General features: G+C 59.7%; 17 protein-coding genes. 7 read left to right on the forward strand and 10 right to left on the reverse strand.

The window, feature by feature from the left end; all coding sequences use genetic code 11:
- Window positions 1-96 precede the first annotated feature (96 nt).
- On the reverse strand, window positions 97-480 hold the full coding sequence (locus DFK10_RS03485) for a hypothetical protein (RefSeq protein WP_109386652.1): 384 nt from the start codon (window positions 478-480) through the stop codon (window positions 97-99).
- Between the two features lie 53 nt (window positions 481-533).
- Here DFK10_RS03485 and DFK10_RS03490 point away from each other — a divergent pair, with 53 nt between their 5' ends.
- Window positions 534-1,067 (forward strand): YecA/YgfB family protein, encoded by a 534-nt coding sequence (locus DFK10_RS03490; protein ID WP_109386654.1) that lies wholly within the window; start codon window positions 534-536, stop codon window positions 1,065-1,067.
- Between the two features lie 152 nt (window positions 1,068-1,219).
- On the opposite strand, the gene DFK10_RS03495 is transcribed toward DFK10_RS03490, so the two are convergent.
- Entirely contained in the window at window positions 1,220-2,473 is a 1,254-nt protein-coding gene (locus DFK10_RS03495) for a hypothetical protein (RefSeq protein WP_146193220.1), read from the reverse strand.
- Between the two features lie 747 nt (window positions 2,474-3,220).
- Between DFK10_RS03495 and DFK10_RS03505 the strand changes: the two genes are divergently transcribed.
- Entirely contained in the window at window positions 3,221-3,772 is a 552-nt protein-coding gene (locus DFK10_RS03505) for a recombinase family protein (protein WP_109386660.1), read from the forward strand.
- Between the two features lie 172 nt (window positions 3,773-3,944).
- Here the strand turns inward: DFK10_RS03505 and DFK10_RS03510 are convergent, their stop codons facing one another.
- Together DFK10_RS03510 and DFK10_RS03515 are read right to left on the reverse strand one after the other, a co-directional pair.
- The gene (locus DFK10_RS03510) at window positions 3,945-4,247 is read right to left on the reverse strand and encodes a hypothetical protein (RefSeq protein ID WP_109386662.1); all 303 of its coding nucleotides are present in this window, start codon (window positions 4,245-4,247) and stop codon (window positions 3,945-3,947) included.
- Window positions 4,244-4,717: a YbjQ family protein gene (locus DFK10_RS03515; protein ID WP_217810049.1), complete on the reverse strand. Its 474-nt coding sequence runs from the start codon at window positions 4,715-4,717 to the stop codon at window positions 4,244-4,246. The genes DFK10_RS03510 and DFK10_RS03515 overlap by 4 nt, the downstream gene beginning before the upstream one ends.
- A 267-nt stretch (window positions 4,718-4,984) precedes the next feature.
- Between DFK10_RS03515 and DFK10_RS03520 the strand changes: the two genes are divergently transcribed.
- Window positions 4,985-5,251: a hypothetical protein gene (locus tag DFK10_RS03520; RefSeq protein ID WP_146193221.1), complete on the forward strand. Its 267-nt coding sequence runs from the start codon at window positions 4,985-4,987 to the stop codon at window positions 5,249-5,251.
- A 440-nt stretch (window positions 5,252-5,691) separates the two neighbouring features.
- Here DFK10_RS03520 and hutU read toward each other — a convergent pair whose 3' ends face one another.
- Genes hutU through hutI form a run of 4 tightly spaced genes read right to left on the reverse strand, consistent with a single transcriptional unit; the run spans window position 5,692 to window position 10,867 of the window.
- Window positions 5,692-7,359 carry a urocanate hydratase gene (gene hutU / locus DFK10_RS03525; protein ID WP_109386666.1) on the reverse strand — a complete coding sequence of 556 codons (1,668 nt, stop codon included), beginning with the start codon at window positions 7,357-7,359 and terminating at the stop codon, window positions 5,692-5,694.
- A 3-nt stretch (window positions 7,360-7,362) separates the two neighbouring features.
- The gene (gene hutG, locus DFK10_RS03530) at window positions 7,363-8,157 is read right to left on the reverse strand and encodes an N-formylglutamate deformylase (RefSeq protein ID WP_109386668.1); all 795 of its coding nucleotides are present in this window, start codon (window positions 8,155-8,157) and stop codon (window positions 7,363-7,365) included.
- Window positions 8,154-9,677: a histidine ammonia-lyase gene (gene hutH / locus DFK10_RS03535; RefSeq protein WP_109386670.1), complete on the reverse strand. Its 1,524-nt coding sequence runs from the start codon at window positions 9,675-9,677 to the stop codon at window positions 8,154-8,156. The genes hutG and hutH overlap by 4 nt, the downstream gene beginning before the upstream one ends.
- On the reverse strand, window positions 9,674-10,867 hold the full coding sequence (gene hutI, locus DFK10_RS03540) for an imidazolonepropionase (protein WP_109386672.1): 1,194 nt from the start codon (window positions 10,865-10,867) through the stop codon (window positions 9,674-9,676). Before hutI ends, hutH begins: the two co-directional genes overlap by 4 nt.
- A 79-nt stretch (window positions 10,868-10,946) precedes the next feature.
- On the opposite strand from hutI, the gene DFK10_RS03545 reads away from it, so the two are divergent.
- The 3 genes from DFK10_RS03545 (at window position 10,947) to DFK10_RS03555 (ending at window position 13,485) form a co-directional block, all read left to right on the forward strand.
- Entirely contained in the window at window positions 10,947-12,311 is a 1,365-nt protein-coding gene (locus DFK10_RS03545; protein WP_109386674.1) for a formimidoylglutamate deiminase, read from the forward strand.
- Window positions 12,308-13,015: a UTRA domain-containing protein gene (locus DFK10_RS03550; protein ID WP_109386677.1), complete on the forward strand. Its 708-nt coding sequence runs from the start codon at window positions 12,308-12,310 to the stop codon at window positions 13,013-13,015. Before DFK10_RS03545 ends, DFK10_RS03550 begins: the two co-directional genes overlap by 4 nt.
- A gap of 137 nt (window positions 13,016-13,152) precedes the next feature.
- Window positions 13,153-13,485 carry a hypothetical protein gene (locus tag DFK10_RS03555; protein ID WP_235866755.1) on the forward strand — a complete coding sequence of 111 codons (333 nt, stop codon included), beginning with the start codon at window positions 13,153-13,155 and terminating at the stop codon, window positions 13,483-13,485.
- On the opposite strand, the gene DFK10_RS03560 is transcribed toward DFK10_RS03555, so the two are convergent.
- The gene (locus tag DFK10_RS03560; protein WP_109386681.1) at window positions 13,454-13,894 is read right to left on the reverse strand and encodes a low molecular weight protein-tyrosine-phosphatase; all 441 of its coding nucleotides are present in this window, start codon (window positions 13,892-13,894) and stop codon (window positions 13,454-13,456) included. The two genes, DFK10_RS03555 and DFK10_RS03560, sit on opposite strands and share 32 nt — an antisense overlap.
- A 63-nt stretch (window positions 13,895-13,957) precedes the next feature.
- Between DFK10_RS03560 and DFK10_RS03565 the strand changes: the two genes are divergently transcribed.
- Window positions 13,958-14,647: an NAD-dependent deacylase gene (locus DFK10_RS03565; RefSeq protein WP_109386683.1), complete on the forward strand. Its 690-nt coding sequence runs from the start codon at window positions 13,958-13,960 to the stop codon at window positions 14,645-14,647.
- Window positions 14,648-14,708: 61 nt separating this feature from the next.
- Here the strand turns inward: DFK10_RS03565 and DFK10_RS03570 are convergent, their stop codons facing one another.
- On the reverse strand, window positions 14,709-15,191 hold the full coding sequence (locus DFK10_RS03570; RefSeq protein ID WP_109386685.1) for a copper chaperone PCu(A)C: 483 nt from the start codon (window positions 15,189-15,191) through the stop codon (window positions 14,709-14,711).
- Between the last annotated feature and the right edge of the window lie 59 nt (window positions 15,192-15,250).

A 15,250-nucleotide genomic window follows, 5' to 3' on the forward strand; every position in this document is an offset into this window, starting at 1 on the left:
TTCGAACGGGACAACGGTAGATTTGGCCATGGTGGCATATCCTTTCTCTGTGAGATCGACGGCGTCTTTCAACACCGCCATGATATGCCGCCTACTTCAGGCCATCACCAACTTTCGGGCATAACTCCCATCGCCCCGCTTTTGAATGAATGCGTTTAACCTATGGTCGCAAAGGTCGCCCAGCGCGTCTCTCTGGCCGTCTGTGAGGGCCTCAATGTTCAACCTGTAGCCGACAATGGCCCTTCCATTCATTACAGGCGTTACCACCCCATTCTGTGACAGCACCTTGCCAACCATATTCTTGGTTCTGATCGCATAATACTCGACTTGAGACTGATCATATGACAGCAGCTCTTGTGCAATTTCTTCAACAGTTGCTTCACCCCCACGCGCCAATAACGCCTTGATCATTGCAGGCTGGTAAACGGCCGACATGCGCATCTTGTTCTGGATGAAGTCTTGTAGTTGGTCATTGGTCATTGCATTAGGCATATGGCCACTTTGACCCACCGAAACAGTAGAATCCAGCCCCTATGCTGAACCTTGAAGAACTCGACAACTACCTGATGTCAGACGACAGCCCCGAGGGTTGCTTTATGCTATCGGACCTCGACGGGTTCATGTTCGGTATTGCCTGCTCTCCCATTTTGGTGCCGCCAAATGAATGGATAGCAACCGCGATGGGCGGAACTCTCAAAGCTGTCCCGGCTAAAGTCTTATCCACCCTTACCGGCCAATACGCCACCATTTGCAACAACCTCACATCTGAGCCACCTTTGGCCGAACCTATTTTTTGGCAGGCAGCCGAAGGTCATGTGATTGCGATGGATTGGTGTGAGGGCTTTATGGATGCTGTCGCCCTACGCCCCAAGGAATGGCTGCGATTGACTGAAAGCGGTTCACATGGCCATCTTATCACACCGATTATGGCGCACCTGCTGGACGACAACGGAAACTCAGTATTGGGCATACCACAAGAGGAACTAGATCAGGCTTTAGCTGAGTCTGCTGAACAGATTCCTGATGCTATTCTGGGTATTTACCAGTTCTGGCAACAAAAAGGGTAGTGGGGGATACAGGCTTTCGAAGGTTACTCTATAAAACTACACAAGCAACATTGGCACAAGAACAGGTGGAGAACAAAAGTAGGACTCTTACTACCTTCTAGTTTCTCCACCCATGTACCTTCCTTATGTATTTATATATTATTTATAGGGGTTTATATATCATACTCTGGTGATCCATCTAAAGGATTGACACTGATAGTCGGCCTAAATCCAATTTCTTCCTCAAATCCTGTCTTGATCATCTCTACCCCTATGTGCAGATCACGCTTACGAACGAAAATACAATCATGCAGTGGCCATGCAGGGATGCTCCATTCCATACCAAGTTCGAGCACCTTTAGAATGGCTTCAGATTCCCGATACATCACATGCAGCCCGTCAACTTCCTTTTCCAAAAAGGGGAATATCTGCAAAATAGGTTCCTGAAAAGTTCTCATCGTTGTGGACTTGGTCACGATCTCCGGAAACTTATTACGGATTTTGGGCGGCATGTTTTGTTTAGTGCCACCGCTTGAGATCATGGCAGACAGCAGGGCCTTGGCGAACTTGCGGCTGTGCTCATCCACAACGAACGGTAGTTGCCCATAAGGATCGCCGCTGCCTTCCCCCAGATTGACATTGCCAAGTGCAGCACGGATGAAGAGGAAAGAAGCCTTGACGTCCAGCTGCACTATTGGTTCGCCTGCAATAGTTGCCGAAGCCCGATAGCACTTTTCTTGGGCTGAATACCCCCCATAAAGCCTACCCCCATGGCTCAGACTCCGATTGTTGAACTTGCGGACAAGGTACCGGTAAATATCACCGTTCAAGGTCAGGGGGTTCTTGGAAAGGTATTCGTTTAGGTCTTGCATCCTCTGAAGCTCACCCCTGAATTTCTGCTCACCAAATTCGTGAAGGCATGTTTGCTCTTTAAGTATTTCCCCGGTCGGCTCATAGAAGAACAGGCCCCCTTGCCCCGACTTAAAGTCTCTCACTTCCACTAGGTTTCTAGGGTTAGTTTCTTGAAAGCGTAGCCCGCAGGTGTCTGGCATTACGTCGAGCCGATAGACGGTAGCCTTCTTTGTCCAGTTACAACCTGTTGGGCCTTCCTGATGGAAATATAGACCCATAAGTGTGTTGCGAACCCGTTGGTTGGCCTCATAGTTGGTCAAAACCGTCTTGCTGCTAGGCCAAGTGAATGTTTGTTCTGTGCGTTTCTCAAGCGCCTTGCACGTCATCAAGAAGCCACAGAGGGCGCGTGTCTGCCCCTTGCCGCTCCTGATGCCATGTTCAATCCTGAAGGCTTCTACAGCCTCTGCTGTAAGCCTGTCAGCAGGTTCACAATTGAAGCGCGTGAAATGCTTTGGCTCAGGGCGTTCAAGTTCTTGATCTTGGTTTTGGATGATCTGTGGATTGCCATCTGGCATCGGATATTCCTTTTGCTGAAATACAACGCAAAAAAGCCCCTTGGGGCTGTAGCCTCTGACGCTCTGTCAAAGGGAAAACGCTCTGCGCTGTTGATTGTGGTTGTGGCTTAGGCGAAGCCGCCTGTGCCGATTTTGAAATGGGTTTGGCCGTAGCAGCGGTCCAATATGCCGCCTGCATTTCCAACCACGGGAGCTGTCTCTACCTTGAAAGCTGACGTCTTGTCAAGAAAATTCGCGCTACAGGCCAGTAATCCCTATTGTTTTCAATGGTTTAAATGATTTTTAAATTGCTAGTTTCCAACGACTTATCTGTCGTTCTCGCGCTTTCCCGTCATAGCAAAACGCCCATTATGCTTTATGTAATAAAAACAGTTACTTAGGGCTTTCACCGCGTTCTGGTTCAGTATTCCTACTCTAGGGGGTAGTGGCGACTTATCGCTATTCCGTCATAGGCACACCTTAAAGACCTTCTTTTTCCTTTTTGTTTAGTGGGAAAATTTCGCTTGCAGGACTTTGGGTAGGTTACCCCCATGAATGGACGAAGCCCCTGAATTTCTATTGTGGTTACCTGCTTTTAACCCCTTTGGCGTCTCAAATAATGCTTACCTTCATTGAAGACGTCACCGTAGAATTTGGGTATACCCTCAGGACACAGGCAATATCGTCTAAAATAGCGTAGAATTAGGGTTGGATTCAGGGTTATTCTACAGTAATGTGTACCTAGTCTAAGAATCATAGGATACAGTCATGGCTGTTTATGGATATGCCCGCGTCAGTTCACTTTCCCAGTCTACAGATGTGCAAGAACAGAAACTGAAGGAAGCTGGCTGTAGTGTTATCAGGATGGAGAAGGTCTCAGGTGCCTCAGTTGATGGCAGGGACGAACTTCGCAACCTGCTAGACTTCATCACTGAGGGCGACACACTGGTGGTCTACAAGCTGGATAGGCTCGGACGCTCTACCCGTGATGTACTCAATATCGTTCATGAATTGGACCAGAAGGGCGCATTCCTTCGCGTTCTCGACCGTAGCATTGACACTAGCAAGCCTGAGGGCCGTCTTATCCTCACTGTGCTGTCGATGGTCTCTGAAATGGAACTGTCGTTTATCAAGGAACGCCAACGCGCCGGTATCGACAAGGCAAAGGCTGAAGGCAAGTATAAGGGTAGACCCACCAGCATTGATACCGACAAGCTGATTGAACTGAAGGAACAGGGCCTAGGGGCCACTCATATCGCGCGTGAGTTGGGTTGCACTCGGTCGGCAGTCTACAAGGCGTTGGACAGATTAAACGCGTAAGCGGATAGCGCAGTTGGTCTCTGGAACTCGGTCAGATTAACCTTTGAGGGGCTCTACCTAAACGCGGGGCCCCAAGGAATTGTACCGCTATAGATTGCGCCCAGCCGGTAAGCCAGCCTAAACTCGGGCAAAAAGATTTACTTTCGACTTTCTTAACTTTCGTTGCCCTGCCCTAATCACATACAACAAGCGCCATAGTCTGCAATCCGCTGTTTACGATTGTACGTGTATCAACAACACAACCTGTCGCCATCTCGATAGCCACGACATTTTGGCGGTAGTCATTGGGGTCGATTACGCCCCCGGCAAGATCAACTTCGTGTGCTACAAAGCTGTTTTCGGATTCTCGGATTGATTTGACCGCATGTTCAACGCCCTCAACCACAACGAGCTGCTTAGTTCCGTGTTCCGCTGCACAGCCCCCTAATGCCAGCAAGTTAAGAGCCGCGATAGTAACAGATGGTTTCAGCTTCATTCTTCAATCCTTACAGCTGTACCACTAGCAACAAGCAAAACCATATTACCAGCAGCGACCAATTCCACGTAGTCCAAGTCAACGCCCACCACAGCGTTTGCACCGACCTCGTAGGCTTCCCTTTTCAGTTCGTATAGGGCAACCCGCCTGCTATCCCTTAGCGTTTTCTGGACAGCCTCAGAGCGCCCACCAACAATATCTCTGACTCCGGCAAACAGGTCTTTGAATATGTTCATCCCAAAGGCACACTCAGCCGTGACCACCTCAATCCGTTTGGTAATCTTCAGCCCTTCTGGGTAGGTTTCAGTGGTCAGAGTGACTGCATCTATGTCAGCATCCCTTTGATTTTGCTCAGCATAAACATGTTGCGCCTTTTCTTCAGCAGCGGCGTGATAACAGGCTTTGCAGACACCGCCCTCGTAATCATCAAAGAGGCCAAGTTTCTTTCCGCATGAGGGGCATTTTGCCATTGATAACCTTGATATTGAATGTCGTTTATTTGCCCAGACTAGCAATCAAGTGCTGCACTGCAACCATAGAGTTAAGTCCACACGGTTCGCACTGTAGTGCAAGGTGGTTGTTGGAGATGCTGAAGAGTCTGGTCACTGGATATAACCGTCTATTTGCATTGAGCGTCTACGCTCACCTTTCCATTCACTTACTGACTTTTTGGTCGACTGTCCTACATGTCCCTAGGTTACCGACAAACGTCGCATTAGGTTTAGGGGAGAATTTCTTTGGACGGACAACCAATTTGCGATCGCAGACAGGCTGAGGCGTTGCGTCAGCAGCAAGTTTTTGAGCGTGCTATGACCGAACTTGAGATGGAGAAGCGCCGTAAGCTCGCTGGTGGGTACGCTGTTATGGCTGCAGCCTACACATTTGAGCCGGCGATCACAAAAAATGGATGGCTTGCTAAATCCGTTAAACTTTCGAAACTTTTACTCGTTACGATCGTTGGTGTGATTCCAAATTATTACGTGGCAATGCAGCTTTTGAACTGACAAATAAGCATATGCTGACGGTTTACTCTGCGTTGATTTTCATCAATGACCAGACAGCTCACGCATGTAGTCATTCCCTTGGGTCTTACTCGTTGGTTTGCTCATTATCGACGAGATAATCCCGACAGGTGAGCGGGTCTATAGACTTGCTGTCCCAAGTTATATTTCGAATGGATTTGTCCCCAAGCGATTTATCGCGACCCGCTCACCATCCACCCCGTACATTCAATCAATTTGACACTAGCGAGTCGGGTCATGGAGAAATCATACGCCGATTAACCTCCACCTCAAAAGGGACGAAAAACAAAAATATTCAAAAAGTGGGCACTAACTAGTGCACATCATTGGGCACTAACAAAAACTAATTAATATTGTAAAACAATAGCTTATACTTTAATCAACGAGTCCGGTACTCGCCTCCATATCTTTCCGGATAGACCTCACCCGATCCCGGGCAGATCAAGGGCATGTTCCCTGGCGCAGTCCCGGGCGATGTCGTAACCCGCATCGGCGTGGCGCATGACCCCCGTGGCCGGGTCGTTCCAGAGCACCCGTTCCAGCCGCTTATCGGCCTCTTGGCTGCCGTCGCAGCAGATCACCATGCCCGAATGCTGGGAAAAGCCCATACCGACGCCGCCACCGTGGTGCAGGCTGACCCAGGTCGCACCGCTCGCGGTGTTGAGCAGCGCGTTCAGCAATGGCCAGTCCGATACCGCGTCGGACCCGTCGGCCATGGCTTCGGTTTCGCGGTTGGGGCTGGCGACCGAGCCGCTGTCCAGGTGGTCACGTCCAATGACCACCGGGGCGGACAGTTCACCGGTGCGGACCATCTCGTTGAAGGCCAGCCCGGCCTTGTGGCGCTCGCCCAGTCCGATCCAGCAGATCCGGGCGGGCAAGCCCTGAAAGGCAATTCTCTCCCCCGCCATGTCCAGCCAGCGGTGCAGATCGGCGTGGTCGGGGAAGAGCTCTTTCATCTTCGCGTCGGTCTTGCGGATATCTTCGGGGTCGCCCGACAGGGCGCACCACCGGAACGGACCCACCCCGCGGCAAAACAGAGGGCGAATATAGGCCGGCACGAACCCCGGGAAGGCGAAGGCGTTTTGAAGCCCCTCCTCCAGCGCGACCTGGCGGATGTTGTTGCCGTAATCGACCGTCGGCACCCCGGCCTCGTGAAAGGCGACCATGGCGCCCACGTGGGCCTTCATGCTGGCGCGCGCGGCCTGTTCCACCGCCGCCGGATCGCTTTCGCGCCTGTCCTTCCACTGCGCCATGGTCCAGCCCAGCGGCAGGTAGCCGTTCACCGGGTCATGGGCGCTGGTCTGGTCGGTGACGATATCGGGGCGTATGCCACGCGCCTGTATTTCCGGCACGATCTCGGCGGCGTTCCCCAGAAGGCCGACGGATTTCGCCTCGCCCGCCTTGGTCCAGCGGTCGATCATCTCCAGCGCCTCGTCCAGGCTGGTGGCCTTTTCGTCCAGGTAGCGGGTGCGCAGGCGGAAATCGATGCGGCTTTCGTCGCATTCGACCGCCAGGCAGCAGGCCCCGGCGAACACCGCGGCCAGGGGCTGTGCCCCGCCCATGCCGCCCAGCCCGGCGGTCAGCACCCAGCGTCCCGAAAGGTCGCCGCCATAGTGCTGGCGCCCGGCCTCGGCGAAGGTTTCATAGGTGCCCTGCACGATACCCTGGGTCCCGATATAGATCCAGGACCCGGCAGTCATCTGGCCATACATCATCAGCCCCTTGCGATCGAGCGCGTTGAAATGCTCCCAGGTGGCCCAGTGCGGCACCAGGTTGGAATTGGCGATCAGAACGCGCGGGGCGTCGGCGTGGGTGCGGAACACCCCCACGGGCTTGCCCGATTGCACCAGAAGGGTCTGGTCCTCCTCCAGGCGTTTCAGCGTCTCGACGATGCGGTCGAAATCCTCCCAGGTGCGGGCGGCGCGGCCGATCCCGCCATAAACGACGAGTTCGTGCGGATTTTCGGCCACGTCCGGGTGCAGGTTGTTCATCAGCATCCGCAGCGGCGCCTCGGTCAGCCAGCTCTTGGTGCTGATCTCGGGGCCGGTGGGCGGGTAGATGTCACGCAGGTTGTGTCGGGGATCGCTCATGGGTCAGCCTTTCAGACGCGGGGCCATGTCGGCCAGGGTTTCAAGGATGGTTTGCAGGACCGGACGCAGCCGGGCGGCCTTGTCCTCGTCGTAGGTCCAGGGGTCTGCCTCGTCGGCCAGGTAGGTGGACTGGGCCAGTTCCATCTGGATCGCGTGAATGCCGGTGTCCGGGCGGCCGTAATGGCGCGTTGTCCAGCCACCCTTGAAGCGGCCGTTGGTCACCGTCGAATGGCCCTCGGCGCCAGCGCAGATTTTCGCAACCACCGCTTCGATTCCCGGGGCGCAAGATCGGCCAACATTGGTGCCTATGTTGAAATCCGGCAAGCGGCCCTCGAAAAGGTGCGGAATATGCGAGCGGATCGAGTGGCAATCATAGAGGATCGCCACCCCGTGCAATGCCCGCACCCGGTCGATTTCTTCCGCCAGCGCAGCGTGATAGGCGAAGTGCCAGGTTGCGCGGCGATGTTCGATCTGCGCGGCATCGGGGGGCTCGTGCCAGATCGGCACGCCATCGAAATCGGTCAGCGGCACAAGGCCGGTCGTGTTCTGCCCGGGATAGAGGCTGGCCCCCGACGGGTCGCGATTGGCGTCCACCACGTAGCGATGAAAGCACGCCCGCACGGTCGTCGCCCCCGGCAGAAGCCCCGCGTAGAGCCGATCGACGTGCCAGTCGGTATCGGCCAGCGCCTGGCCCCGGCCATTCAGCCCCGCCGCCACATCTTCTGGGAGCCAGGTGCCAGCATGAGGGATGCCCAGAACAACCGGACCGTTGCCTTGCGTGACGGTCACCGGGGTCATGGACACAGCTCCGGCAGGTCCAGCCCCTTGGTCAGTCCGCGATCAGCCACCAGGGCAGCCGCGGCCTCGATATCGGGGGCAAGGTAGCGGTCCTGCGCCACGGCCGGCACCTGGGCCCGCAAACGGGTCAGAACGCCCTGAAGGGGGACGCTTGTGCGCAATGGCGCGCGGAATTCCACGCCCTGCGCGGCGCACATGGCCTCGATCCCGATGATGCGGTCAAGATTGCCGACCATGCGCATCAGACGCCGCGCGCCATGGGCCGCCATGCTGACATGGTCCTCCTGGTTGGCCGAAGTGGGGGTGCTGTCGGTAGAACAGGGATTGGCCAGGTGCTTGTTCTCGCTCATCAATGCCGCGCTCGTGACCTCGGCGATCATCAGGCCGGAATTCAGCCCCGGTTCGGGTGTCAGGAAGGGCGGCAGGTCGAAGCTGAGCGTCGGGTCCACCATCAGGGCGACGCGACGCTGGGAAATCGCGCCGATCTCGGACAGCGCCAGCGCGATCTGGTCGGCGGCGAAGGCGACCGGCTCGGCGTGAAAATTTCCGCCCGAGACGATACGCCCCGCCCCGGTCAGGACCAGCGGGTTGTCGGTGACAGCATTGGCCTCGATCTCCAGTGTGCGGGCGGCGAAACGCAGCAGGTCGAGCGCGGCGCCCGTGACTTGCGGCTGGCAGCGGATGCAATAGGGATCCTGCACGCGGGCGTCATCCTCGCGATGGCTTTCGCGGATTTCGGACCCGGCCAGCAGGCCCCGCATGGCGCGGGCAACCTCGATCTGCCCCGGCTGGCCGCGCAAGGCGTGGATTTCCTCGGCCAGCGGCGCGGTCGACCCCATGATCGCATCGGTGGACAGGGCCGAGACAACGACAGCCGCCCGCAGTGCGTCGCAGGCCCGGAAAAGCCCCGCCAGCGCACAGGCGGTGGAAAACTGCGTGCCATTGATCAGTGCGAGCCCCTCTTTGGGGCCCAGTGCAACCGGGGTCAGGCCGGCCGCGTTCAACGCCGCAGCGCCCTGCAAGGTCCGGCCCTCGAAGACCGCCTCGCCCTCACCGATCATGACCGCCGCCATGTGGGCCAGCGGTGCCAGATCGCCCGAGGCCCCGACCGACCCTTGCGACGGGATCACCGGGGTCACGCCCCTGTCCAGCATCGCCTCGATCAAGGCAACGGTTTCCGGCGCGACGCCAGAGGCGCCCCGCCCCAGCGACAGCAGTTTCAGCACCAGCATCAGCCGGGTCGTGGCGGGGTCCAGCGGCTCGCCCACCCCGCAGCTGTGGCTGAGCACCAGATTGCGCTGCAACTGGCCCGTATCAGACGCGGCGATTTTGACCGAGGCGAGCTTGCCGAAACCGGTATTAACGCCATAGATCGCATCTTCGCCCGCCGCGGCCTGCGCCACCTGGTCACGCGCAGCAGATATCACCGGGGCCGAAGCGGGGTCCAACCGGGCCGCTGCGCCATCGCGCCAGATGGTTTCCAGTTGCGACAAGGTCGCCTGACCGGGAACAAGGATCATGCGATTTCTCCGTTGAACCAGCGCTGATGCAGCGGATTGAACCCGATGCGATAGGACAGCTCTGCCGGGTGGCCCACGTCCCAGACCGCAAGGTCGGCGCGCATCCCCGGCGCGATCCGGCCAGCATCCGCCAGCCCCAGCGCCCGGGCGGCGTGGCGCGTGGTCCCCGAAAGGGCCTCTTGCGGGGTCAGGCGGAACAGGGTGCAGCCCATATTCATGGCCAGCAACAAGGAGAACAGCGGCGACGAACCCGGATTGGCATCGGTGGCCAGCGCCATGGGCACCCCGTGACGGCGGAAGGCCGCGACCGGGGGCAGCTGCGACTCGTGCAAGGTGTAGAAGGCGCCAGGCAATAGTGTCGCGACGCTACCCGACCGGGCCAGCGCGCGGGCGTCGTCCGCGGTGGCGTATTCCACGTGATCGGCCGACAGCGCGCCGTGACGCGCCGCGAGGGCCGTACCGCCAAGATGCGACAGTTGCTCGGCATGCAGCTTGACCGGCAGGCCCAGCGCCTGCGCGGCCTCAAAGACCCGTTCGATCTGGGCCGGGGTAAAGGCGATGCCCTCGCAGAAGCCGTCCACCGCGTCGACGAGGCCCTCGCGATGGGCGGCGCGCAGGGCCGGCAGGCACACCTCTTCGAGATAGTCATCGGCCCGCCCGTCATAGTCCGGCGGGACGGCATGGGCCCCGAGAAAGGAGGTCACGACGCGAACCTTGCGGTGCCGTTCCAGCGCACGGGCGGCACGCAGCATGTCGAGCTCGGTCTCGATGTCCAGACCGTAGCCGGACTTGATCTCGACCGTGCAAACGCCCTCGGCCAACAGCGCATCAAGGCGCGGCAGGGCCGCCGCGACCAGATCCTCGACACTGGCTGCACGGGTATCGCGCACAGTTGACAGGATCCCGCCCCCGGCGAGAGCGATGTCCTCGTAGCTGGCGCCTTCCAGGCGCATCTCGAATTCGCGGGCCCGGTCCCCGCCATGAACAAGGTGGGTGTGGCAGTCGATCAGCCCCGGCGTGACCAGCCGCCCGCCAAGATCGCGGCTGTCCTGCCCCGCCATGTCGTCGGGCAAATCGGTGTGCGGGCCGACCCAGCCGATGCGCCCGCCCCTCAGCGCGATCACGCCATCCGGGATCAAGCCGCAGCCTTCGCCCTCCATCGTCGCGACCTGGATATTCGTCAGCAGCATTCTCGAATCCGCACTTGTCTTGCTCTTTCTGTTCCGCAATTATGTCTGCACATATTTTCGAGTCAATGCAGGAAATGTCATGCAAACGCTCTGGGCCGAGAGGATACTGACCCACGATGGCTGGCGTCGGGACATGACGTTGACCATCGGGCACGATGGACGGATCGCGACGCTGGCACCGGGCCGGACGCCCGGCGCGCAGCCACACGCCTGCCTGGTCCCGGCCCCTGTGAACGCCCACTCCCACGCCTTTCAGCGCGCCATGGCCGGGCTGACCGAGGCGCGCGGCCCCGGCGGGCAGGACAGTTTCTGGACCTGGCGGCGGCTGATGTATCGCTTTCTCGACCGGCTGGACCCCGACCAGGTGCAGGCCATCGCCGGTTTCGTCCAGATGGAGATGCTCGAGGCCGGCTATGCCTGCATCGCCGAATTCCACTACCTGCATCACGGCCCTGACGGGCAGCCCTATGACGATCTCGCCGAGATGGCACACCGCATCGCCGCCGCCGCCCGGGACACCGGGATCGGGCTGACGCTCTTGCCCGTCCAGTACCAGTTCGGAGGCTGCGACGCCCGCGCGCTGGAAGGTGGCCAGCGCCGTTTCGGCAACAACTTTGACCGCTTCGCCGCCCTTTGCGAAAAGGCGCGGCAGGCCGTCAAGGCCGGGCCGGCGGACTGGGTTTTCGGCACCGCTCCGCACTCCCTTCGCGCGGTGGCGCCGCATGACCTGCCCGCCATTGCCGACTTGGCCCGTGGCGGGCCGGTCCACATGCATCTGGCTGAACAACAGGCCGAGGTCGACGAAGTCCGCGCGGCGCTTGGCGCACGGCCGGTGGAATGGGTGCTGGACAATGTCGAGCCAGACGTCCGCTGGAATTTTATCCATTGCACCCGCATGGAGCCGCGCGAGACCGAGGCCCTGGCCAGAACCGGGGCCCAGGCGGTGCTTTGCCCGATCACCGAGGCCAATCTGGGTGACGGGATCTTCGACGGGGCGCGCTGGCTTGACCATGGCGGACGGCTGGCCATCGGCTCGGACAGCAACATCCGCATCTCGCTCACCGAAGAGCTGCGCCAGCTGGAGTATTCCCAGCGTCTGCGCGATCACAGCCGCGCCGCACTGGCCGATGAGGAACGCTCGACGGGGCGGCGGCTTCTGGAAGCAGCTGCGACTGGTGGCGCGCGGGCCGCCGGTCGGGCCTCGGGCAGCCTCGCACCCGGCCAATGGGCCGACATCCTGTCGCTCGACACGGGCCATCCGGACCTGGCCGATCTTGACGGCGACCCATTGCTCGACAGCTTCATATTCGCCCGCGATAACAGCTCCGTTCGCGATGTCTGGTCGGCGGGGCGGCACCTGGTGCGGGAGGGTCGCCATATCGACCGTGACCGGCTGACCGAGGCCTACCGCAAGGCAACGAAACAGCTTAGACAGGGTGTATGAGCAAGCTCGAAACGAAAACCTGGCAAGGCGTGCGCGCGGAGGTTCAGCGCCGCATCCGAAGCCGGGCCTGGAAACCCGGCGATGCGATCCCCTTCGAGGCGGATCTCGCCCGCGAATTTGGCTGTGCACGGGCCACTGTAAACCGCGCCCTTCGCGACCTTGCCGAGGCGGGCCTGCTGGAACGCAAGCGCCGCTCGGGCACCCGCGTTGCCCTGCACCCGACCGGACGGGCGGTGCTGGACATCCCCCTCATTCGCAAAGAAGTCGAAGCCGCGGGGCAGGCCTATGGCTATGAATTGCTGTCCAAAGCGTTGGACGCAGCACCGCCCCACGTGGTGGCGGGGATGGAGCGGTCGGACGCGGCACACCTCGTCCATGTGGTGGCGCTGCACAGGGCCGACGAACGACCCCATGTGCTTGAAGACCGCTGGATCGATCCTGCCAGCGTGCCCGACGCGGCCACGGCTGATTTCAGCACGAAAAGTCCGAATGAATGGTTGCTGGAAAACGTGCCCTTTACGCGCAGCGAATTGGCCATCCGCGCCCTGCCGGCCGACCCGGACACGGCAGGGTCGCTGGATGTCGCCGAAGGAACAGCCATACTGACCCTGGATCGCGCCACCTGGCTGGAGGGGCGACCGGTGACCTTCGTGCGACTTCTGCACGGCGCCGATCACGTGATCCGGTCCTCGGTCACAGCCTAGCGGATACGCGCCACATCCACATTGGAAGATTGCTTTTTTGCCTGCGTGGGCACATAATTAGGCCCAAGAAACAGTGACCCGGCCAACCGGGCACGGGCAGTCATTCGGGCGAGATCGACATGCGGGCATTCTTTCTATTGACGCTTCCTCTTGTGCTGACGGCTTGCGGCGGCAGCAGCCACCGCGACGCACGTGTGGTCAGCGCGCCGGTGCAGGCAGCCTTTGCCACAGGACCGATCTACAGCGCCTGCCGCGCCTCGGACCGGGAGGCCTCGAATCGCCAGCTTTGCGGCTGCATCCAGGCCGTTGCCGACCGCGAATTGTCGAGCCGGGATGAAAACCGGATCGCCGGGTTCTTCAACGACCCGGAAGAGGCGCACGCCGTAAAGATATCCGACACATCCGCCAATGACGCATTCTGGGACCGCTACCGCGATTTCATTGGCGTTGCGCGTCGAACCTGCAGCTAAGCGCGTCGGCACAGGCCTCGATCAGGTCCAGGCAGCCCTCGAAATCGCGCGTGTAATACGGATCGGGCACCTCCTGCGCGTCGGCCAGCGCCGCGAAATTCTCGACCGGGGTGGTGTTGCCTGCAGGCCTCTGGGCCTCGATGTCGCGCAGGTTGGCCGCGTCCATGGCAAAGATCAGGTCGAACGCGTCGAAATCCGCGGGGCCGAACTGGCGCGCACGTAGCTGCGACAGATCATAGCCCCGCATGCTAGCGGCCGCCTGCATCGGCCCATAGGGCGGATCGCCCACATGCCAGCCCCCGGTGCCCGCGCTGTCCAGCACAAGGCCCGGCAGGCGCGCGCGCACAACGCCCTCGGCCGCGGGAGAGCGGCAAATATTGCCCAGGCAGACGAACAGAATAGACTTCATGTTGAAATGGTAACGCCGTTGCCGGGTCTTGGAAACCGGCGACGCTCGCGAGAGGAGAGGAAGATGCGGATCGTGATCCTGACCGGGGCCGGTATCTCCGCCGAAAGCGGACTCGGCACGTTCCGCGACAAGGGCGGATTGTGGGAGCGCCATGATTTGAAAGATCTCGCCACGCCCGAAGGGTTCGCGCGCAACCCGGCGCTGGTGCATGATTTCTACAACATGCGGCGCCGGACGGTGCGGGACGCTCAACCGAATCCGGCACATCATGCGCTGGCCAGATTGCAGAAGGACAAGAGGTATGCCGTGACCCTGGTCACGCAAAACGTCGATGACCTGCACGAACGGGCCGGGTCCGATCCGGTGATCCACATGCACGGCACGCATCTGGTCGCGCTTTGCGCCGGGTGCGCCCACCGCTGGCCCGCCCCCGAAGAGATGCGGCCGCAGGATCGCTGCCCGGCTTGCAGTGACGGCGTTGCCCGGCCGGACGTGGTCTGGTTCGGCGAAACCCCGTATCATCTGGATGAAATCCTGCCCGCCATTGCCGAAAGCGATCTGTTCGTCGCCATCGGCACCAGCGGGGTCGTGTATCCGGCCGCCGGATTCGTCGAATTGGCGACCGAGGCCGGGGCCGAGACACTGGAACTCAACCTGGAACCCAGCTACCGGGCCAGCGCCTTCGACGCGGCACGCTTCGGCCCCGCAAGTGAAGTCGTCCCGGCCTGGGTCGACGAGATATTGTCAGCATGACAAAGAAAAAAACGGCCCGGACGCGCCGGGCCGTGGAACGACTGGTCAGGCTCTACCCGGCCTAGTTATCGTCGGCGCCGTGGCCCATGCCCTCGCCCATCATCATGTCATTGCGTTCATTGTCGACAGGGATGTCTAGGGTGATGTCACCGGCCTGTTCAAAGGTCAGCGTAACCGTGATTGATTCACCCTGCACGAAAGGCGTGTTGATGCCCATGAACATGACATGGTCCCCACCGCGCTTGAGGCTGTGCATTCCGCCGGCAGGGATGGCGAAGCCTTCCTCGACTTCGACCATTCGCATGACGTCGCCATCGGCGATGTGGGTATGCAGTTCGACCCGGGCCGAGACATCGGAACTGGCCGCGATCAGGCGATCGTCGGTTTCGCTGTCATTGTGAATGATCATGAAAGCCGCCCCGGCCATGGCGGTCGCGCCCGCAGCGCGGGCATAGGGGTCTTCGATAGTGATGCCATCGGCCCATGCGGGCATGGCAAAGGCGATAGCGGCCGTGAGGCCGAGGGTTGCGGATCTGAGCGTCATGTCTGCTCTCCTGTCTGGTCGCGGGTTCCCCCGCTATGTTGAATTCTGAAAAGGCGTAT

Source organism: Salibaculum griseiflavum, from assembly GCF_003129565.1.
GTDB lineage: Bacteria > Pseudomonadota > Alphaproteobacteria > Rhodobacterales > Rhodobacteraceae > Salibaculum > Salibaculum griseiflavum.

Bases quoted from the DNA above. Each gene is read 5' to 3' on its own strand.
- DFK10_RS03485 (WP_109386652.1), bottom strand. From the start codon at position 480: ATGACCAATGACCAACTACAAGACTTCATCCAGAACAAGATGCGCATG.
- DFK10_RS03490 (WP_109386654.1), top strand. From the start codon at position 534: ATGCTGAACCTTGAAGAACTCGACAACTACCTGATGTCAGACGACAGC.
- DFK10_RS03495 (WP_146193220.1), bottom strand. From the start codon at position 2,473: ATGCCAGATGGCAATCCACAGATCATCCAAAACCAAGATCAAGAACTT.
- DFK10_RS03505 (WP_109386660.1), top strand. From the start codon at position 3,221: ATGGCTGTTTATGGATATGCCCGCGTCAGTTCACTTTCCCAGTCTACA.
- DFK10_RS03510 (WP_109386662.1), bottom strand. From the start codon at position 4,247: ATGAAGCTGAAACCATCTGTTACTATCGCGGCTCTTAACTTGCTGGCA.
- DFK10_RS03515 (WP_217810049.1), bottom strand. From the start codon at position 4,717: ATGGCAAAATGCCCCTCATGCGGAAAGAAACTTGGCCTCTTTGATGAT.
- hutU (WP_109386666.1), bottom strand. From the start codon at position 7,359: ATGAGCGATCCCCGACACAACCTGCGTGACATCTACCCGCCCACCGGC.
- hutG (WP_109386668.1), bottom strand. From the start codon at position 8,157: ATGACCCCGGTGACCGTCACGCAAGGCAACGGTCCGGTTGTTCTGGGC.
- hutH (WP_109386670.1), bottom strand. From the start codon at position 9,677: ATGATCCTTGTTCCCGGTCAGGCGACCTTGTCGCAACTGGAAACCATC.
- hutI (WP_109386672.1), bottom strand. From the start codon at position 10,867: ATGCTGCTGACGAATATCCAGGTCGCGACGATGGAGGGCGAAGGCTGC.
- DFK10_RS03545 (WP_109386674.1), top strand. From the start codon at position 10,947: ATGCAAACGCTCTGGGCCGAGAGGATACTGACCCACGATGGCTGGCGT.
- DFK10_RS03550 (WP_109386677.1), top strand. From the start codon at position 12,308: ATGAGCAAGCTCGAAACGAAAACCTGGCAAGGCGTGCGCGCGGAGGTT.
- DFK10_RS03560 (WP_109386681.1), bottom strand. From the start codon at position 13,894: ATGAAGTCTATTCTGTTCGTCTGCCTGGGCAATATTTGCCGCTCTCCC.
- DFK10_RS03565 (WP_109386683.1), top strand. From the start codon at position 13,958: ATGCGGATCGTGATCCTGACCGGGGCCGGTATCTCCGCCGAAAGCGGA.
- DFK10_RS03570 (WP_109386685.1), bottom strand. From the start codon at position 15,191: ATGACGCTCAGATCCGCAACCCTCGGCCTCACGGCCGCTATCGCCTTT.